Annotated in this window: 17 protein-coding genes; 7 read left to right on the top strand and 10 right to left on the bottom strand. The window is 60.1% G+C overall.

Going from position 1 to position 16,659, the window contains the following annotated elements; genetic code table 11:
• Positions 1-1,098, top strand: a complete 1,098-nt coding sequence (locus tag ACVVH8_RS17700) for an extracellular solute-binding protein (RefSeq protein ID WP_103305723.1) — start codon at positions 1-3, stop codon at positions 1,096-1,098.
• A gap of 236 nt (positions 1,099-1,334) precedes the next feature.
• Here the strand turns inward: ACVVH8_RS17700 and ACVVH8_RS17695 are convergent, their stop codons facing one another.
• The 3 genes from ACVVH8_RS17695 to ACVVH8_RS17685 are packed head-to-tail and all read right to left on the bottom strand — an operon-like array spanning position 1,335 to position 3,866.
• Entirely contained in the window at positions 1,335-1,952 is a 618-nt protein-coding gene (locus ACVVH8_RS17695; RefSeq protein ID WP_212809253.1) for a DNA-3-methyladenine glycosylase family protein, read from the bottom strand.
• 1 nt (position 1,953) lies between these two features.
• On the bottom strand, positions 1,954-2,751 hold the full coding sequence (locus ACVVH8_RS17690) for an isocitrate lyase/PEP mutase family protein (protein ID WP_475225254.1): 798 nt from the start codon (positions 2,749-2,751) through the stop codon (positions 1,954-1,956).
• A 32-nt stretch (positions 2,752-2,783) separates the two neighbouring features.
• The gene (locus ACVVH8_RS17685) at positions 2,784-3,866 is read right to left on the bottom strand and encodes a bifunctional transcriptional activator/DNA repair enzyme AdaA (RefSeq protein WP_401296870.1); all 1,083 of its coding nucleotides are present in this window, start codon (positions 3,864-3,866) and stop codon (positions 2,784-2,786) included.
• A 112-nt stretch (positions 3,867-3,978) separates the two neighbouring features.
• On the opposite strand from ACVVH8_RS17685, the gene ACVVH8_RS17680 reads away from it, so the two are divergent.
• On the top strand, positions 3,979-4,392 hold the full coding sequence (locus ACVVH8_RS17680; RefSeq protein ID WP_475225251.1) for a VOC family protein: 414 nt from the start codon (positions 3,979-3,981) through the stop codon (positions 4,390-4,392).
• On the opposite strand, the gene ACVVH8_RS17675 is transcribed toward ACVVH8_RS17680, so the two are convergent.
• Positions 4,389-5,009, bottom strand: coding sequence for a LysE family translocator (locus ACVVH8_RS17675; RefSeq protein WP_475225248.1), 621 nt, complete (start codon positions 5,007-5,009; stop codon positions 4,389-4,391). The genes ACVVH8_RS17680 and ACVVH8_RS17675 overlap by 4 nt on opposite strands.
• Positions 5,010-5,284: 275 nt before the next feature.
• Here ACVVH8_RS17675 and ACVVH8_RS17670 point away from each other — a divergent pair, with 275 nt between their 5' ends.
• Both ACVVH8_RS17670 and ACVVH8_RS17665 read left to right on the top strand, forming a co-directional pair.
• Positions 5,285-5,899, top strand: coding sequence for a biliverdin-producing heme oxygenase (locus ACVVH8_RS17670; protein ID WP_475225245.1), 615 nt, complete (start codon positions 5,285-5,287; stop codon positions 5,897-5,899).
• Positions 5,896-8,133, top strand: a complete 2,238-nt coding sequence (locus ACVVH8_RS17665) for an ATP-binding protein (protein ID WP_212809247.1) — start codon at positions 5,896-5,898, stop codon at positions 8,131-8,133. Before ACVVH8_RS17670 ends, ACVVH8_RS17665 begins: the two co-directional genes overlap by 4 nt.
• A 73-nt stretch (positions 8,134-8,206) precedes the next feature.
• On the opposite strand, the gene ACVVH8_RS17660 is transcribed toward ACVVH8_RS17665, so the two are convergent.
• The gene (locus tag ACVVH8_RS17660) at positions 8,207-9,181 is read right to left on the bottom strand and encodes a TerC family protein (RefSeq protein ID WP_475225242.1); all 975 of its coding nucleotides are present in this window, start codon (positions 9,179-9,181) and stop codon (positions 8,207-8,209) included.
• A gap of 195 nt (positions 9,182-9,376) precedes the next feature.
• On the opposite strand from ACVVH8_RS17660, the gene ACVVH8_RS17655 reads away from it, so the two are divergent.
• Positions 9,377-10,339 carry a Dyp-type peroxidase gene (locus ACVVH8_RS17655; protein WP_475225240.1) on the top strand — a complete coding sequence of 321 codons (963 nt, stop codon included), beginning with the start codon at positions 9,377-9,379 and terminating at the stop codon, positions 10,337-10,339.
• On the opposite strand, the gene ACVVH8_RS17650 is transcribed toward ACVVH8_RS17655, so the two are convergent.
• Together ACVVH8_RS17650 and ACVVH8_RS17645 are read right to left on the bottom strand one after the other, a co-directional pair.
• Positions 10,336-10,809 carry a hypothetical protein gene (locus tag ACVVH8_RS17650; RefSeq protein WP_475225237.1) on the bottom strand — a complete coding sequence of 158 codons (474 nt, stop codon included), beginning with the start codon at positions 10,807-10,809 and terminating at the stop codon, positions 10,336-10,338. The genes ACVVH8_RS17655 and ACVVH8_RS17650 overlap by 4 nt on opposite strands.
• Positions 10,810-11,061: 252 nt before the next feature.
• Positions 11,062-11,850: an AraC family transcriptional regulator gene (locus ACVVH8_RS17645; protein ID WP_475225235.1), complete on the bottom strand. Its 789-nt coding sequence runs from the start codon at positions 11,848-11,850 to the stop codon at positions 11,062-11,064.
• 83 nt (positions 11,851-11,933) lie between these two features.
• Between ACVVH8_RS17645 and ACVVH8_RS17640 the strand changes: the two genes are divergently transcribed.
• Entirely contained in the window at positions 11,934-12,932 is a 999-nt protein-coding gene (locus tag ACVVH8_RS17640) for a bile acid:sodium symporter family protein (protein WP_212809244.1), read from the top strand.
• 38 nt (positions 12,933-12,970) lie between these two features.
• Here the strand turns inward: ACVVH8_RS17640 and ACVVH8_RS17635 are convergent, their stop codons facing one another.
• Positions 12,971-13,573 carry a LuxR C-terminal-related transcriptional regulator gene (locus ACVVH8_RS17635; protein ID WP_103305735.1) on the bottom strand — a complete coding sequence of 201 codons (603 nt, stop codon included), beginning with the start codon at positions 13,571-13,573 and terminating at the stop codon, positions 12,971-12,973.
• Positions 13,574-13,687: 114 nt separating this feature from the next.
• Here ACVVH8_RS17635 and ACVVH8_RS17630 point away from each other — a divergent pair, with 114 nt between their 5' ends.
• Positions 13,688-15,316, top strand: a complete 1,629-nt coding sequence (locus tag ACVVH8_RS17630) for an ATP-binding response regulator (RefSeq protein WP_475225232.1) — start codon at positions 13,688-13,690, stop codon at positions 15,314-15,316.
• A 35-nt stretch (positions 15,317-15,351) separates the two neighbouring features.
• On the opposite strand, the gene yecR is transcribed toward ACVVH8_RS17630, so the two are convergent.
• Together yecR and ACVVH8_RS17620 are read right to left on the bottom strand one after the other, a co-directional pair.
• Positions 15,352-15,660, bottom strand: coding sequence for a YecR family lipoprotein (gene yecR, locus ACVVH8_RS17625; protein ID WP_103305737.1), 309 nt, complete (start codon positions 15,658-15,660; stop codon positions 15,352-15,354).
• A 33-nt stretch (positions 15,661-15,693) separates the two neighbouring features.
• Entirely contained in the window at positions 15,694-16,008 is a 315-nt protein-coding gene (locus tag ACVVH8_RS17620; protein WP_103305738.1) for a hypothetical protein, read from the bottom strand.
• Positions 16,009-16,659: the final 651 nt, after the last annotated feature.

Here is a 16,659-nt window from a genome sequence, read left to right as displayed (position 1 = left end):
ATGGGCCTGCACAAACTGACTCAAGCGTTGTTGCTGGTGCTTGCACCCTTGTGTGTGCAGGCCGCCGACACCGCGCAACCGGTGGTCAATCTGTACATCTGGGGTGAGTATCTGGCGCCGGATACCTTGAAGAATTTCGAGGCGAAAACCGGTATTCATGTGGTCGCCGATCACTTCGATTCACTGGAAACGGTGGAGACCAAACTGCTCACCGGGCGCAGCGGATATGACCTGGTGCTGACCGCCGGCCAGCATCTGTCGCGCGCCATCGAGAGCGGTGCGATTCAGCCGCTGGACAAGGCGCGAGTGCCGCATTTTGCTGGCGTGGGTGAGGAGTTTCGTCAGCACATGGCGGTGTTCGATCCGGGTAACCGTTATGCCGGAATTTATGCGTGGGGCACCACCGGTGTGGGCTATCAGGAAGAGGCGATCAAGCAGCGCCTGCCGAATGCGCCGACCGACAGCTGGGCGATGTTGTTCGATCCGGCAGTGGTGTCGAAATTCGCCGATTGTGGGGTGAGCCTGCTCAACGATCCCAACGAAGTGTTTGCCGCCGTCATGAAGTACATGGGGCTGGATATCAACCGGCAGAACCTCGATGACCTGAAACTCGCCGAGCAGCAACTGGCGAAGATCCGTCCGTACATTCGCTACTTCGACAACGACCTGAACATCAGCGATCTGGCCAACGGCAACACCTGCGTGGCGATGTCGTGGAACGGCAACGTTGCCATCGCTGCCGGGCAGGCGCAGGCGGCTAACAAACCATTCAGGCTCAGTTACCGGATTCCGAAAGAGGGCACGTTGATCTGGTTCGACGCCATGGTCATTCCCAAGGATGCCCCGCACCCGCAGGCCGGGCTGGCGTTGATGGATTACCTGATGACGCCGGAGGTGATTGCGCCGATCACTGACACCATCCACTACGCCAATGCGATCACGGCGGCGGACGGGTTGGTGGATGCGGCGATTCGCAATGATCCGGGGACGTATCCGTCCGAGCCGGTGCGGACCTCGCTGTACAGCAAGAATGACAATGGCAAGGCGTTCAATCGGGCGTTGATCCGTGCGTTCAGCCGGTTGAAATCCGGCCTTTGAAAGGGTGTTGAATCGAATGACGCCTTCGCGAGCAGGCTCGCTCCCACAGGGGAATCGATTCCAAAGGTGGGGAGCGAGCCTGCTCGCGAAGGCGTCGGCGCAGCTTGAATCAATGTCATCTGACCCACCGCCATCGCTGGCAAGCCAGCTCCCACAGGACTTGTATTGCTTGAGGACTCTATATTCACCACCGACCTTGTGGGAGCTGGCTTGCCAGCGATGAACGATAACGCGGTCTAAACCTTAGGTACCCGCCACAAATACCAGGCCGCCACCGTCCGATACGGACTCCACGCCAACCCGATCTCTACCATTTGCCTGCGCGTCGGTTGCACCGCCAACCCCTTCAACCGGCGATAGCCCTCACGCACGCCAAAATCATCCGCCGGCAAGATATCCATCCGCTCCAGGCTGTAGATCAACAACATCTCCACGGTCCAGCGGCCAACCCCGCGCAGGCTGACCAACCGCTCGATCAGCGCTTCATCCGCCATCGCCAGCGCTGTCGCATAATCCGGCACCACACCGTCCAGCGTCGCTTGAGCGATCCCCTGAATGGTCGCGATCTTGCCCGCCGAAAACCCGCAGCTGCGCATTCGATCAAAATCCGTCGCGAGGATTTGTTCAGGTCGCGGAAACGATTGCCCGGGAAACAGGCCCACCAGTCGCCCGACAATTGCATCGCCAGCCTTGGCATGCAGCTGCTGATAGGCAATCGCCCGCACCAGCGACTCATACGGATCGCGCGCCGGGTGCGGCTGATGCAGGCAAGGGCCGACAGCGGCGACATGCTGTTGCCAATCGGCATCGAGCGCGGCCAGAAAAGTGCTGGCCGCTTGATAAGTGTCGGCCATGCTATTTCAGCAAGCCGTTGACTTCGCCGTAGGTGAACGCCTTCAAGTCGTGGGTATCGAGCTTGCCCGTGGCGAGAAAGCTTTTCACCAGTCCGTCCATCGCGCCATAGAGGAACTCGGCGATGCCGGAACCGGCGCTCAAGCGGCGTACGCCCAACGCTTGCAGCTCGGCAGGCGAGGGCAGGCAGGCGAAGCCCAGCACGTTGACCGGCATCGAAGTGCCTTTGCAGATGGCTTCGATCTCGTAGGCGGCGGTGACACCGGCGGCGAACAAGCCATCGGCACCGGCAGCCTGATAAATCGCCGCGCGGCGCAGGGTTTCGGCGACGCGATCCTCGGCCGGTACCAGGCTCTTCAGATAGACATCAGTGCGGGCGTTGATGAACAGCTGGATATTGCGTTTGTCGGCCACTTGTCGCGCCACTTCGATCTTGCGCGCCAGCAGCTCGGGATCCGCGGAACCGTCCTCGATATTGATCCCGACAGCGCCGGCGGCGATCACCGCATCCAGCACTTCGGCCACGTGCCCGAGATCATCGGAATAACCAGCCTCGACGTCGACGGTCAGGGGAATACTGATCACCCGGGCAATCGATTCCACCGTCGAAACCAGACGTTCGAGGGGCAGGGTGTTGCCGTCCGGGTAGCCGTGCGCCCAGGCCACCGCAGCGCTGCTGGTGGCAACGGCTTTGCCGCCCAGATGTTCGACCAGTCGCGCGCCGGTGGCGTCAGCGACGTTGGTCAGGATCAGCAAGTCTTGCTGGTGCAATTGGTGGAACCGAGTGTCGAGCGCGTCCATCGAAATCCCTTCTTGTGGTTTGAATCAAATCGTCAGAAAGCCAGTTGTTGGGTGAGCTGCACCGCAGCGTTTTCCAGTCTCAACAGAAACGCCTTGCGCGGCTGTCCTCCACCATAGCCGGTGAGCGAACCATCCGCGCCGATCACCCGATGACAAGGCACCACAATCGCCAGACGGTTGTGCCCGTTGGCCAGGCCCACCGCACGACTGGCGCCGGGTTTGCCCAGACCGGCAGCAATGGCGCCGTAGCTGCGGGTCTGTCCATAAGGGATGTGCAACAGTGCCGACCAGACCTGCCGGGCGAACTCGCTGCCGGGCAGGTGCAAAGCCACCGTGAACCGCGTCAAGCGGCCGGCGAAATACTCCACCAGTTCGCGCTCGATCTGCTGCAGGTGTGCGTTGTGCCCCGGCGCGACCACGTAACCGTAACGGTTCTGCAACTCCTCGATTTCCCGGGTCAACGCCGGCCGATCAAGAAACTCCAGCAACACCAGTCCACGCCGTTCAGCCATGGCGATCATCGGCCCCAGCGGCGTGGTCAACCGGGTGAACAACAGCGGTTCACTGTTGGCGGCGCGGCCGGGGGTGATGTGGAATGACTTCTGGAACGCATCGCGAAAGCCGCTGAGGGATTCGTAGCCGGAATCGAACGCCGCATGATCGATTGAGGCGCCTTGCTTGATCCCGCCCAGCGCCATGCCGAGCCTGCGGGTGCGCAGCCACGCGTGGAAGGTCATGCCGAAATGCTGCTTGAACCAGCGCCGCAGTTTCAGTGGCTCGATGCCTTTGGTCAGCAACTGCGCGTCACTCCAGCGGATTTCCGGATCCGCTTCGACTGCCGCGAGTAACCGTTGCACCCAATCCGGCGCAATCGCCGCAGCGTCCAGCGGTTTGCAGCGCAGACAGGCGCGATAACCGGCAGACATGCACTCGTCGGCATGGGCGAAGAATTCGACATTCTCCGGTTTCGGCTTGCGCGCGGTGCAGCTCGGGCGGCAGAAGATCCCGGTGGTTTTCACGGCCGTGAAGAACACGCCTTCATAGGCAGTATCGCGTTCGAGCATGGCGCGAACCATCTCGGCATGGGGCGGCAGGACAGCGGTTTGTATGTTCATGAGCTGAGAGTAAAACCAGATTCTCGATGGCTCCACCGAAAAATCGACAATGAATTTCGCAGTCCCTTGGACTACGGTGTTGAAGCTGCCGAATGTGTGAGGAGGTGGGTTTATGCATCCGTTTTCGATTCAACATATTGATCACATCGTGCTGCGCGTTGCGGACCTGCAACGCAGCATCGACTTTTACGCCAAGGTGTTTGGCGCCGAAGTGGTCAAGCACAACGAACCGCTGGGTCTGGTGCACTTGCGCGCCGGGACGTCGATGATCGATCTCGTCGACCTGGCGGGCGAACTCGGCCGCAAGGGCGGCGGGGCGGCCGGTGTCGAGCGGCGCAATGTCGATCACTTCTGTCTGCGCATCGAACCGTTCGATGAGGGGGCGTTGACCGCGCACTTGCAGTCGCACGGCCTCAACGTCGAAAAAGCCGCCACCCGCTTCGGTGCCGAGGGCTACGGCCTGTCGCTGTACTGCTTTGATCCGGACGGCAATCAGGTCGAGCTCAAAGGCCCGTCTGCGGCTTAGGCCCGCTTCGCCATCAACAACACCGAAGCCGCCGCCGACAACAACCCCGCGCAGCAACGATTGAACAAGCGTTTACCGCGCGGTTCGGCAAACCAGCGGCGCATGTGCAGGCCCATCCACGCGTAGGCGCTGATGGCGATCCATTCCAGCAGCAGAAACAGTACGCCGAGCACGGCGAATTGCGCCGGCACCGGCCGGGCAGGGTCAACGAACTGCGGCAGAAACGCGGTGAACAGCAGGATCGCTTTCGGATTCCCTGCTGCGACGAGGAACTCCTGTCGGGCCAACGCGAAGAAGCCGACCGCCGCGCCCGTCACCTGTTGCTCGGCTTCGGTATTGGCCCGCCACAATTGCCACGCCAGGTACAACAGATACGCCGCGCCAATGATCTTGATCGCATGGAACAGCCATTCCGAGGTTTGCAGCACCACCGACAACCCGGCACCGGCGAGGGCGATCATCCCGGCGAACGCCAGAATCCGCCCGATCCCCGCCGAGCAGGCGCGACGAAAGCCATAACGGGTGGCGTTGCTGACCGATAGCAGGTTGTTCGGCCCGGGGGCCATGTTCAAGGCGAAACAGGCCGGAAGAAACAGCGAAAGCGTGGCGAGATCCATGTGGCGGGCTCCGGTGACGGGAGACGTATTTTTATCACGGGCCTACGGCGCCTGACCCGTACAGTCATGCAGCGCTGTCGCGGTACAGCAGCCGTAGGTGATTGGGCAATCAGATCGAACTTTTTGTGCAGCGCTGAACTCTGAAAAGTCCGAGGGCAATGGTTTCGTCAGAAAAAACCATCCATACGGTCAGAAATGTCGTTTGCCGTGTAACATTCACCCGACATTCAACCGACCCCGAATGGCCCCAGGCGGCCCCACCAAGAGCGATATACATGCAAGCAAAGGCCCGTGAAGTTTATGTGCCACCGGTGCTTCAGGATTTGCGAGCCGGCACTGCCGAACTGCACATCGCACTGGAAAAACGCCTTCCTTTTTTCTCCGATATCCTCGATACACCCGCCTTCGTGCGCTTGATGCAGGCTTATTACGGCTTCTATCAGCCGCTGGAAAACGCCTTGCAGCGCAGTGGTTCAGTCCCCGACGATTTCGACCTGACGCCACGCCTCAAGACCCAGACTTTGCGCAGCGATCTGCAAACACTGGGCGTTACCCCTCAAGTCCTCGAAAACCAGCCGTTCTGCGATCAACTGCCGCTGATTGACTCGAGCGCTGCCTGCCTGGGTGTGCTGTACGTGCTCGAAGGTGCAACGCTGGGCGGGCAAATTCTGCGCCGGGAAATCTCCGCACGCCTGGGCCTGGAAGCCGACAACGGTGCGGCATTTCTCGACATCTACGGTGCCGCCACCGGCCGCCGCTGGCGTGATTTCATCGAATACCTGGGCAATCGTCCAATGGCCGCCACCGAACGCGAAGCCGTCGTGCAAGCTGCACAAACCACATTCAGCTGTTTCGAGCGCTGGCTCGAGAGCCGGGAGGTACTGGCATGACCCCGCAAGACAAAGAAGCGTTTGAAGAGTTGCTGGCCAACTGTGCCGACGAGCCGATTCGGTTTCCCGGCGCGATTCAGCCGCACGGCTTGTTATTGACCCTGAGCGAGCCTGCGCTCGCGATCATTCAGGTCAGCGCCAACGTCGAAACCCTGCTGGGCCGTACGCCAGAGGCGCTGATCGGCCAACCGCTGCAAAGCCTGCTCGGCGACGAGCACACCGGCCAGGTGCGTGAGGCCTTGCAGCAACCGGCGTTTTTCGATGCGCCGCCGCTGCATTTCCATCTCAACGGCTGCGCGTTCGAAGGCTTGCTGCACCGGCATCAGGGTGTACTGATTCTGGAGCTGGAGATCCACGTCGAGAACTTCCAGCCGCGCAATGTCGCCGGCAACCAGACGAATCTGGGGCGGATGCTCCAGCGTCTGCAAGCGGCCACGTCGCTGCAAGCGCTGTACGACATCAGCGTCAAGGAAATCCAGGCCATGACCGGGTATGACCGCGTGCTGATCTATCGTTTCGAGGAGGAGGGCCACGGCCAGGTCATCGCCGAAGCGTCCGATCCGTCGATGGAAGTGTTCAATGGCTTGTTCTTCCCGGCCTCGGACATTCCCGAGCAGGCCCGCGAGTTGTACCGCACCAATTGGCTGCGGATCATTCCCAACGCCGACTATCAACCGGTGCCGCTGCTGCCGAAGCTGCGTCCGGACACGCAAACGCCGCTGGATCTGAGCTTTGCGACCCTGCGCAGCGTTTCGCCGATCCACTGCCAGTACATGAAAAACATGGGCGTGTTGTCGTCGATGAGCATTTCCCTGCTCAAGGGCGACAAACTCTGGGGCCTGATCAGTTGCGGCAATCGTCAGCCGCTGCATGTGCCGCATGAACTGCGCACCGCGTGCCAGACCATCGGCCAGGTACTGTCGCTGCAGATCAGCGCGATGGAGGCACTGGAAGTCAGTCGTCAGCGCGAGGAAAAAGTCGAGGCACTGGCGCTGCTCAATCAGGCGATGATCGATTCGCCGCAGAATGTTTTCGATGGTCTGGCCAATCAGCCGCAAGTGTTGATGGCGCTGGCCAATGCCGGCGGTATCGCGATCATCGAAGACAAGCAGTTGCACCGTTACGGCAACTGCCCCGAGCCGGATGAGATCCGCGCACTGCACAAATGGTTGCAGGAAAGCGGCGAGGCGGTTTTTGCCAGTCATCATCTGGCCAGTGTGTTCCCACCTGCCGCGCAATATCAGCAAGTCGCCAGCGGCGTGCTTGCCATGAGCCTGCCCAAACCGGTGGACAACGGCGTGCTGTGGTTCCGTCCGGAAGTGAAGGAAAACATCAACTGGAGCGGTGATCCGCGCAAGCCGCTGGATCTGGAAAACTCCGATGCCGGCCTGCGCCTGCGTCCGCGTACGTCGTTCGAAATCTGGAAAGTCGAGATGGCCGGGATCTCCACCAAGTGGAGCCATGGCGATGTGTTTGCGGCCAATGACTTGCGCCGCTCAGCGCTGGAAAACGACCTGGCGCGTCAGGTGCGCCGCGAGCAGGAGGCGGTGCGCGCCCGTGACGAACTGGTGGCGGTGGTTTCCCACGACCTGCGCAATCCGATGACGGTCATTTCGATGCTCTGCGGCATGATGCAGAAGGCCTTCAGCTCCGACGGCCCGCACACCTCGCGGCGCATCTCCACGGCCATCGACACCATGCAACAGGCCGCCGGGCGCATGAACACGCTGCTGGAAGACCTCCTCGACACCTCGAAAATCGACGCCGGGCGCTACAGCATCACGCCGCAGAAGCTCGACGTCAGCCAGATGTTCGAAGAAGCGCAGGCGCTGCTCGCGCCGCTGGCGGTGGATAAGGACATCAGCATTTCCTTCGCGGCTGACCCGGATCTGCGCATCCATGCCGACCCGGAACGGCTGTTTCAGGTGCTGTCGAATCTGGTTGGCAATGCCATCAAGTTCACCCCGCGCCTGGGCACGGTCGGCGTGTATGCCACGTCCGTTGGCGATGAAATCGTCTTCACCGTGCGTGACAGCGGCGAGGGCATTCCCAAGGAGCACCTGCCGCACGTGTTCGACCGTTACTGGACGGTGAAGGAAGGCAACCCGACCGGCACCGGCCTCGGCTTGTACATCACCCAAGGTATTGTCGAGGCTCACGGCGGACAAATCGTCGCCGAAAGCGAGCCGGGGCAGGGCAGCGAGTTCCGCTTCACCGTGCCGCGACTGGACTGATCGTCAGTCAGAGGGCGGCACATTCAGCATGGATGTGCCTGCCCCGACGTCTTCGCGAGCAGTCTCAAACGTGTCATTGCGTGTTGCGTTGTGCGTTTTTGCTCACCATCAGGCTTAACAGCACCGAGCCGAGAATCACGCTTCCCACCACCGCCAGCGACCACTCCACCGGCAGGTGAAACCACGGCATCAGCGTCATCTTGCCGCCAATGAACACCAGCACAATCGCCAATCCGTACTTGAGCAAATGAAAGCGCTCAGCCATGTCCGCCAGCAGGAAGTACAGCGCCCGCAGGCCCATGATCGCGAAGATATTCGAGGTGAACACGATGAACGGGTCGGTGGTTACCGCGAAGATCGCCGGGATGCTGTCCACCGCAAACATCAGGTCGCTCGCCTCGATCAGCACCAGCACCAGAAACATCGGCGTGGCCCAGCGCACGCCGTTTTGCCGGACGAAAAACCGTTCGCCATGAAAACCGCCGGTAATGCGTAAACGCCCGCGCACCCAGCGCAGTAACGGGTTGTTGTCCAGATCCGGTTGCTGATCGGCAAACACCAGCATCTTGATCCCGGTGATGATCAGGAATACGCCGAAGGCATACAGCAGCCATTCGAACCGGGAGACCAGCCAGACGCCGGCGAAAATCATCACCGCGCGCATCACGATCGCCCCGAGCACCCCGTACAGCAGCACTCGACGCTGTAACTCCGGTGGCACGGCGAAGTAGCTGAAGATCATCACGAAGATAAACATGTTGTCGATAGACAGTGACTGCTCGATCAGATAACCGGTGAGAAATTCCAGGGTTTTCTGCTGCGCGATTTCACCGCCAAACGTACCGTTCAGGTACCACCAGAGCAACGCCGCAAAACTCAATGCCAACAGGCACCATGCAATGACCCAGGACAAGGCTTCGCGCACTGACACCCGATGCGCCTTGCGTCCGCCGAACACAAACAGGTCCAATGCCAGCATGGCCAGAACGAAAACGATGAAGGCGCCCCACATCCATGGTTCGCCGATATTGATGTGGGTGGCTGGCATGTTCGCGCTCCCTGTCTTGTTTGATGAGGGTCAGACGAAGCCATGCTAGCGACGGGTTCGCGGCAAAGAAAAATCGTTTATTTCTGGGGCAGAGTTCGTTAAAAACGAAGTGTCGGCCGCCAGCGGCAATCCGACCCATCCTCTTTCACCGGGGTGAGCCCTTGGCGCACCCCTTGCGCAGCGGTACTTTCAGCGATGACCGATGACACTCTGGAACCTCAAGCGGTGTGCAGCCCGATCACCAGTAGCGCGATTTTTATCGTCGCGACGCTCAATGCCGGCACCGCAGCGAACGACACCGTAAAAGGCTGGTGCGCTGATCTCGCGGGGCTGGTGCGCTCGGTGGGCAAACGCGTACCGGCAGGCAATCTGTCCTGCGTCTGCGGGTTTTCCTCGAATGCCTGGGATCGTCTGTTCGGCAGCCCGCGACCGGCGTCACTGCACGGTTTCCGCGAATTTGGCGCGGCCGGGCGCCACGCCCCGGCGACCCCCGGCGATTTGCTGCTGCACATCCGCGCTGATCAAATGGATCTGTGTTTCGAGTTGGCCACGCAGATCATGGCAGCGCTGGGCGATGCCGTGACCGTGGTCGATGAGGTCCAGGGTTTCCGCTATTTCGACATGCGCAGCATCATCGGTTTTGTCGACGGTACGGAAAACCCGGTCGGGCGCAAAGCCGTGAACTTCACCATCGTCGGCGATGAGGATCCGGACTTCAGTGGCGGCAGTTACGTGCTGGTGCAGAAGTATCTGCACAACATGAGTGCGTGGAATGAACTGAGTGTCGAGGCGCAAGAGCGCGTGATCGGGCGCAAGAAATTGTCCGATATCGAACTGGATGACTCGGTCAAACCGAGCAACTCCCACAGTGCGCTGACGACAATCACCACAGCGGACGGCGAGGAGGTGAAGATCCTCCGTGACAACATGCCGTTCGGCCGGCCGGGAGCCGGGGAGTTCGGTACGTTCTTTATCGGTTATGCGCGTTCGCCAGCGCCAATGGAACAGATGCTGGAAAACATGTTCGTCGGCAAACCACCGGGCAACTACGACAAGCTGCTGGATTTCAGCACGGCGGTGACCGGTAGCCTGTACTTCGTGCCATCAGCCGATTTATTGGAAGAGCTGGCAGCCAGGTGCTCTAAGGAAGAGTGCTAAAGAGGGCCGGTAGCGACGACGAATAGCTCCCCGTTTACTTTATATGTGTCACCTGCGTAGGTGATGTCGAAGTTGAAAGTTGCGTGGGCTGTATTTCGTTTTTTATCTTGAGTTATCGTCAGTTCTCCGTCGCGACCGTCGTACGGCACGGTACTTGTCGCAACCAGGGCGCTTACTCCGCCTTCGCCCCATTGGACGATTGGGTGTGTTCCATTTTTCAGGTCTCGGGGTAGAACAAATGAGAGGAAATCCATGGATTCGTCGAAAACGTGGCGGCCGATGATGCTGATTGTATCTTCACTCAAAGAGCCATAGATAAATCTGTTGGCGTTGAACTTATCTATTGCAGGCAGGGGGGGCGTGAATGTTGCGTTGAAATACACGTCTTCTGTAGTGTGTTTTTCTGTGAGCGGCAGTCGGCGCATGTCTTTATCAACGCCGAGCGTAATATGTTTATTGGAATTGTTCATGTTACGAACTCCTGAGGATTCGGTAAGCGTTCGGAGATACAACTGCATGACATTTAGAATTTAGGCATGCAGTTAAAAACTACTTTCTGCCGATTCATTGCACAACTGTCAGTTATGACAGTTGTATTTTGGTGGTCGGTGTGTAGGCACCGAGGTATTAAGGGGCAGTCTTGATAAAAGAATATCGATCAAACCCTGAATGGGCTTGATTTAACGAGGTTGAAGGAGGCTAGAAAGAAGTGCCTTGAATATTCAACGGAAAAACTCCCCCGGCGTTTCCCCAAACTGTTGGCGAAACGCCGCGATAAACGCCGACGTCGAATCGTAACCGCAGGCCAGCGCGACGTCGGTGACGCGTTCGCCTTTCTCCAGTGGCGTCAGCGCACCGAGCAGGCGCAAGCGCTGGCGCCAGGCACGGAAGGTCAGGCCGGTATCGCGCAGAAACAGACGCGTGAGGGTCTTTTCGGTGACGCCGAATTTCTCGCTCCAGTGGCTCAGCGTGGTCTGTTGTTCCGGGTGTTGCTCCAGGCTCTGGTAGATCTGGCGCAAACGGGCGTCCTGGGGCAGCGGCAGCATCAGGTCGATGTGTGGTGCGTCGGCCAGTTGATCGAGGATCACTTGAGCGAGGCGCCCGTGAGCGCCGCGCTCATCGTATTCCACCGGCACCTGGCTGAAGGCGCGGATCAGCTCCCTGAGCAGATCGCTGACGCCGAGCACATGACAGCGCTCGATCTGTCGCGAGGCGACGTTGCAATCGATGTACAGGCTGCGCATCTCGGTGTGCGGCGAACTGAATACCCGATGCGGTACGCCGGCCGGAATCCACACCGCGCGTTCCGGCGGCGCAACGAAACGCCCGGCGCTGGTCTGCACCTCAAGTACGCCTTGAATCGCATAGGACAATTGCACCCACGGATGGCTGTGACGCCGGGTCAGTGCGCGATTGGGCAGCGATTCGGTGCGCCCGTACAGCGCGCGCGGCAGGCTGGGCAGCCCGGGAATGCTGCGTCGAAAGCTTTTGTCCTGTCCTTTAGGCGGCATCTGCAGGCTCTTCGGCGTTAGTCGGTAATTCCTTGTCACGTTAAAGTCGCTGGCACGCCCTGGCAACCCCGGATGAACACATCATGACGCGCCCAAGATTTCTTCCCGATAACTTCACCCTGACGCTGATCGGCGTTGTGCTGCTGGCCAGTTTTCTGCCAGCCAGCGGCCAGGTCGCGGTCGGCTTCGGCTGGCTGACCAACATCGCCATCGCGCTGCTGTTTTTCCTCCACGGCGCCAAGCTCTCCCGAGAGTCGATCATCGCCGGTGCCGGCCACTGGCGCCTGCATCTGCTGGTGTTCGGCCTGACCTTTGTCTTGTTCCCGCTACTGGGGCTGGCGCTGAAACCACTGCTGTCGCCGTTGATCGGCGACAAGCTGTACATGGGCATGCTCTACCTGTGCGCATTGCCCGCCACCGTGCAATCGGCGATTGCCTTCACCTCGCTGGCGCGGGGCAATATCCCGGCGGCGATTTGCAGCGCTGCGGCGTCCAGCCTGTTCGGAATTTTCCTCACGCCGTTGCTGGTGACCCTACTGCTCAACGTGCATGGCGACGGCGGCTCGACCCTCGATGCGATCCTGAAAATCAGCGTGCAACTGCTGCTGCCATTTATCGCCGGGCAGATCGCCCGGCGCTGGATCGGTGCGTGGGTAGGGCGCAACAAGAACTGGCTGAAATTTGTCGATCAGGGCTCGATTCTACTGGTGGTCTACGGCGCGTTCAGTGAGGCGGTCAACGAAGGCATCTGGCATCAGATTCCGCTCATCGAGTTGCTGGGGCTGGTGGTGGTCTGTTGTATCTTGCTGGCGCTGGTGTTGCTCGCGTCGACCCTGCTGGGCAAGGCGTTTGGTTTCAACCAGGAAGACCGCATCACCATCCTGTTCTGCGGCTCGAAAAAGAGCCTGGCGACCGGCGTGCCGATGGCGCAGGTGTTGTTTGCCGGCAGCACCATTGGTGTGTTGATCCTGCCGTTGATGTTGTTCCATCAGATTCAGTTGATGGTGTGTGCGGTGCTTGCGCAGCGCTACGCGAAACGTCCGGAGTCGGTGCCTGAGTTGATGGCGCAAGTCGATCCATAACGCTGACTTGCAGGAGCTGCCGCAGGCTGCGGCAGCTCCTACAGAGAGCGACTCTTCACGGCTGCGGCAGCGCGTGAGGGTACGTTCAGTATGCGCAGCAATGAAGACACATGAATCCGCACCGTAAACGGCGAAATATCCAGTTCACGGGCGATTTCCTTGTTGGTCTTGCCTTGCGCGATCAGCCGCAACACCTCTTGCTGACGGGGCGTGAGCGCCGCACCGGTCTCCAGCGGCAATAAGCCCGACGGTGCAAACTTCACCAGCACTTCACCTTCGCGAATTGCCAGGATCGCCTGACCGATTTCGTCCGGTGCGATGTTTTTGCCGATGAAGCCATCGATGCCTGCTGCCATGACGTCGCTGATCAACGCCTCGTCATCAACCATCGACACCACGATCAGCGTGGTGCGCGGCAAGCGGCGACGCAGTTCGGCGAGCTGACTGACGCAGGTCAGGCCGGGAAAGCGCAGGTCCAGAATCAGGCTATCCGGCTCGTCGCCACACGGCAGCAGCGCCAGTACGGCGTCGAGGTCGCCAGCCTGTTCAATATTTGCGTCGGGGAGCAGGCGCTGCACCGTGCGCAGCATTGCTTCGCGAAACATCGGGTGATCGTCGGCTATGATAATTCGGCATGTCATGGCGTGACCCTCCCTGGGCCGGGTGTTGCTGATGGCATGCACCTTAGCACCCGGTGCGGGCATTGCCTGTCGGTTTGTGCTGAATATGACGATTGCGGCACAAGGACGTTCACCATGAAGTTCGAGAAAAACACCGAGCTCGATCAGGCCAATCTGCGCATTATCATCGCCAGCATCGCGTTGGTTTACATCGGCGTACTGGGCGTCTTACCGGCCCAGCGCTTCGATACCTATCTGCCGGTGGTCACCTATATCTGCCTGTTCTTGCTGGCCTCGATTGTGCTGCGCCAGACGATTGTGCGCTGGCCGGGGCATTATTCGGCACGGCGGATTTTCGCCATGGTCCACGATTACACCGGCACCTGCTTCGGGCTGGTGGTCGGTGGCGAAGCGGCATTGCCGCTGTATGCGGTGATCATCTGGGTCAACCTCGGCAACGGCATGCGTTACGGCTCGCGTTATCTGGCAATTGCCACGGTGTTGGCATTGCTGGCGTTGCTCGCGGTTTATCGGCTGACGCCCGTGTGGCAGGCGCAACCGTTCATGGTGTTGATGCTGATGATCACCAGCACGGTGATTCCGTTTTATGCGCACTTGTTGCTTGAACGCACGCGCAAGGCGTCCGAAGAAGCGGTCGCGGCCAATCTGGAGAAGTCGCGGTTTCTCGCTCAGGCCAGCCATGACCTGCGCCAGCCGATCCATTCCATCGGCCTATTTACTGCGTGCTTGCGTGAGTCGCGATTGGGTGAGGAAGAGCGACGCTTGGTCGACAACATCGACCGTTCACTGCTCAACGTGTCGCAGTTGTTCCGTTCGATTCTCGACTTGTACACCCTCGATAACGGACGGATCCTGCCGAAATTGCAAATCGTGCATCTGGGCGAATGGCTCGCGGAGCTGATTCGGCAGAACGCCGAAGCGGCACGCTGGGCGGGCGTGGAGTTGCGTTTGCGACCTTGTGAATACTGGGTGCGCACCGATCCGGCGCTGCTGGCGACCATGGTGCAGAACGTGCTTTCCAACTGCTTCAAGTACGGCGCGCAGCGACCGGTGCTGATCGGTGTGCGCAGGCGCGCAGCCGGGCTGGCTATCGTCATTTACGATCAGGGCAATGGCATCGCCGAGGAGCATCTGCCGAAGGTATTCGAGGAGTTTTACCGGGTTCGCCAGCTACGTGACAAAGACGTCGAGGGTGTGGGGCTGGGCCTGTCGATCGTCAAGCGTCTGGGGCAATTGATCGGGTTGGAGGTCGCGCTGCGCTCACGGCTGGGGCGCGGGACGGCGGTCACTTTGTCCGGACTTCCCATGGCTGCTGCGCCGCAACAATCAGTCATTCGCGATGATGCGCGCCAGGTCGGTCTGCTGACCGGGCTGAAGGTGTGTCTGGTGGAGGATGATCGCAACGTGCTGATGGCCACGTCGGCGTTGCTGGAGCGTTGGGGCTGTGTGGTGCAGGCCGAACTGACGGGGCGCGACCTGGTCACCGATTGCGACATCATCGTCGCCGACTATGATCTCGGTACCCATGCCACGGGCATCGAATGCATTGACGATGTGCGGCGCCAGCGCGGCTGGGCGGTGCCGGCGATGATCATCACCGGGCATGACATCGAAAAAATACAGGCGGCCTTGCACGACCGCCAAATTGCCATCCTGTCCAAACCGGTACGCCCGGCCGAGCTGCGCACGACCTTGCGAACCCTGCGCGACCGGCATGCAGCGCCTGTCGCGGAAACTCTGTAGGCGCTGCGGCACGCTGCGCCTACATGGGCCGGGCGTCAGCGTTTGCAGAGATAGTCCTGAGTGATGGTGGTTTGCAGGCAGTTGTACTGGCCCATGGTGCGGCAGATGTTTTTCTCCGAGCCGGTGACCTCGGCGTTTTTGTAGCCCCAGGTCTTGCAGCGTTGTGCGGCGACGGTCAGGCCTTGTTCGGCGCTGGTCTGGCCGCTTTCGAATTGACCCAGCTCATAGGAGACCTGGACGACGCCATCGTTTTTGCTGCCGCCGGTGGCTTCCCATTGTTTCGGGGTGGCGCAGCCGGTGAGGAACAGGGTGGCGAGGGTGAGTGTTGCGATCAGGGTTTTCATGATGGAACGCAGTCCTTTACCGAGGAAGTGGGATTATTGGAATGGAATCGGCGAGGCGCCTTTGGGCAGGCATGACAGCGGCGGCGTCATGATGCCCATGCTCGCGACCGCGATGATGGCGCCACTGGGCAATTCACAGTTGTACTCACCGGCCGGGGTGTAGGCGGTGTAGTAGGTGAGGGTGCTGTCGCTGCGGACGTTGTCGATTTTCGACACTGGTTTGCCGATGACGGTCTGAGCGCGCTCTTTCATGCTGGCTTCGCTGGGCTTGACGGTCTGGCAACCGCCGACGCCGATCAGGAGGGCGCCGACAACGGCGACTTTGCAGAGCTGGGTATGCAGTTTCATGGTGTTTCTTCCTTGGTGTTGTTCTGATTTCCAGGCACAACGATCCCGCACGCTGCGAGAGGGCAACGTTGGGGAACATCGGGGGTTGCAGGGGAATATAGCGTCGGGTGGCGCAGCGGTCGATTAGCACAAATGTGCTACTGCGGCGCCGAACAGACGGCAAGTCGAAGCCGTCCGTTGGGCCGAAAGAGGTATTACTGAGTGCTGTTGGACTGGTCGGAATAACTGCCGGTCATCAATGCCGAGGCGACTCGATCAGAGCCGACGCCTACGCGGGAGTAAGCGAGGCGGTTGGCCTTAACCCGATCAGCACCGTCCGCTGCGACGGCGCCTGCGATCAAGCTCTTTGGCAATTGGCACGGGTGCACCCTTCAGTGCACGGGTGTCGACGATTTCGATGACACTGGGAAACGCGACTGAAGCAGTATGGATCGGCATCGACTGCCCATCCTGCCGGGGGACGAAGGGACAATCAGCGATTAGTCGTTTCACTTCCTTGCAGGCAGGGGCAAGAAGGAAATCGGTCTAAAAACGCCAGCCCGGACCTCCGGCCTTTTGCTAGGCTCAAGAATGTAGGCGAAGACGCAGACTGATGCGCAAACGGATAGCAAGGGGACGTGGGGCGCGTTCCGAAGGGTACACGGTTAGAAA

The sequence above is a fragment of the Pseudomonas trutticola BRTCR10 genome, from assembly GCF_056155105.1.
Note: the sequence above shows the minus strand (reverse complement) of the source record. Positions and strands in the feature narration are given on the sequence as shown.

Excerpts from the sequence above, each read along its gene's own strand:
- ACVVH8_RS17660 (WP_475225242.1), bottom strand. The coding sequence starts at position 9,181 with ATGCCAGCCACCCACATCAATATCGGCGAACCATGGATGTGGGGCGCC.
- ACVVH8_RS17690 (WP_475225254.1), bottom strand. The coding sequence starts at position 2,751 with ATGGACGCGCTCGACACTCGGTTCCACCAATTGCACCAGCAAGACTTG.
- ACVVH8_RS17650 (WP_475225237.1), bottom strand. The coding sequence starts at position 10,809 with ATGAACAATTCCAATAAACATATTACGCTCGGCGTTGATAAAGACATG.
- ACVVH8_RS17640 (WP_212809244.1), top strand. The coding sequence starts at position 11,934 with ATGACGCGCCCAAGATTTCTTCCCGATAACTTCACCCTGACGCTGATC.
- ACVVH8_RS17655 (WP_475225240.1), top strand. The coding sequence starts at position 9,377 with ATGACCGATGACACTCTGGAACCTCAAGCGGTGTGCAGCCCGATCACC.
- ACVVH8_RS17645 (WP_475225235.1), bottom strand. The coding sequence starts at position 11,850 with ATGCCGCCTAAAGGACAGGACAAAAGCTTTCGACGCAGCATTCCCGGG.
- ACVVH8_RS17665 (WP_212809247.1), top strand. The coding sequence starts at position 5,896 with ATGACCCCGCAAGACAAAGAAGCGTTTGAAGAGTTGCTGGCCAACTGT.
- ACVVH8_RS17680 (WP_475225251.1), top strand. The coding sequence starts at position 3,979 with ATGCATCCGTTTTCGATTCAACATATTGATCACATCGTGCTGCGCGTT.
- ACVVH8_RS17620 (WP_103305738.1), bottom strand. The coding sequence starts at position 16,008 with ATGAAACTGCATACCCAGCTCTGCAAAGTCGCCGTTGTCGGCGCCCTC.
- ACVVH8_RS17700 (WP_103305723.1), top strand. The coding sequence starts at position 1 with ATGGGCCTGCACAAACTGACTCAAGCGTTGTTGCTGGTGCTTGCACCC.
- ACVVH8_RS17670 (WP_475225245.1), top strand. The coding sequence starts at position 5,285 with ATGCAAGCAAAGGCCCGTGAAGTTTATGTGCCACCGGTGCTTCAGGAT.
- ACVVH8_RS17695 (WP_212809253.1), bottom strand. The coding sequence starts at position 1,952 with ATGGCCGACACTTATCAAGCGGCCAGCACTTTTCTGGCCGCGCTCGAT.
- ACVVH8_RS17675 (WP_475225248.1), bottom strand. The coding sequence starts at position 5,009 with ATGGATCTCGCCACGCTTTCGCTGTTTCTTCCGGCCTGTTTCGCCTTG.
- ACVVH8_RS17635 (WP_103305735.1), bottom strand. The coding sequence starts at position 13,573 with ATGACATGCCGAATTATCATAGCCGACGATCACCCGATGTTTCGCGAA.
- yecR (WP_103305737.1), bottom strand. The coding sequence starts at position 15,660 with ATGAAAACCCTGATCGCAACACTCACCCTCGCCACCCTGTTCCTCACC.
- ACVVH8_RS17630 (WP_475225232.1), top strand. The coding sequence starts at position 13,688 with ATGAAGTTCGAGAAAAACACCGAGCTCGATCAGGCCAATCTGCGCATT.
- ACVVH8_RS17685 (WP_401296870.1), bottom strand. The coding sequence starts at position 3,866 with ATGAACATACAAACCGCTGTCCTGCCGCCCCATGCCGAGATGGTTCGC.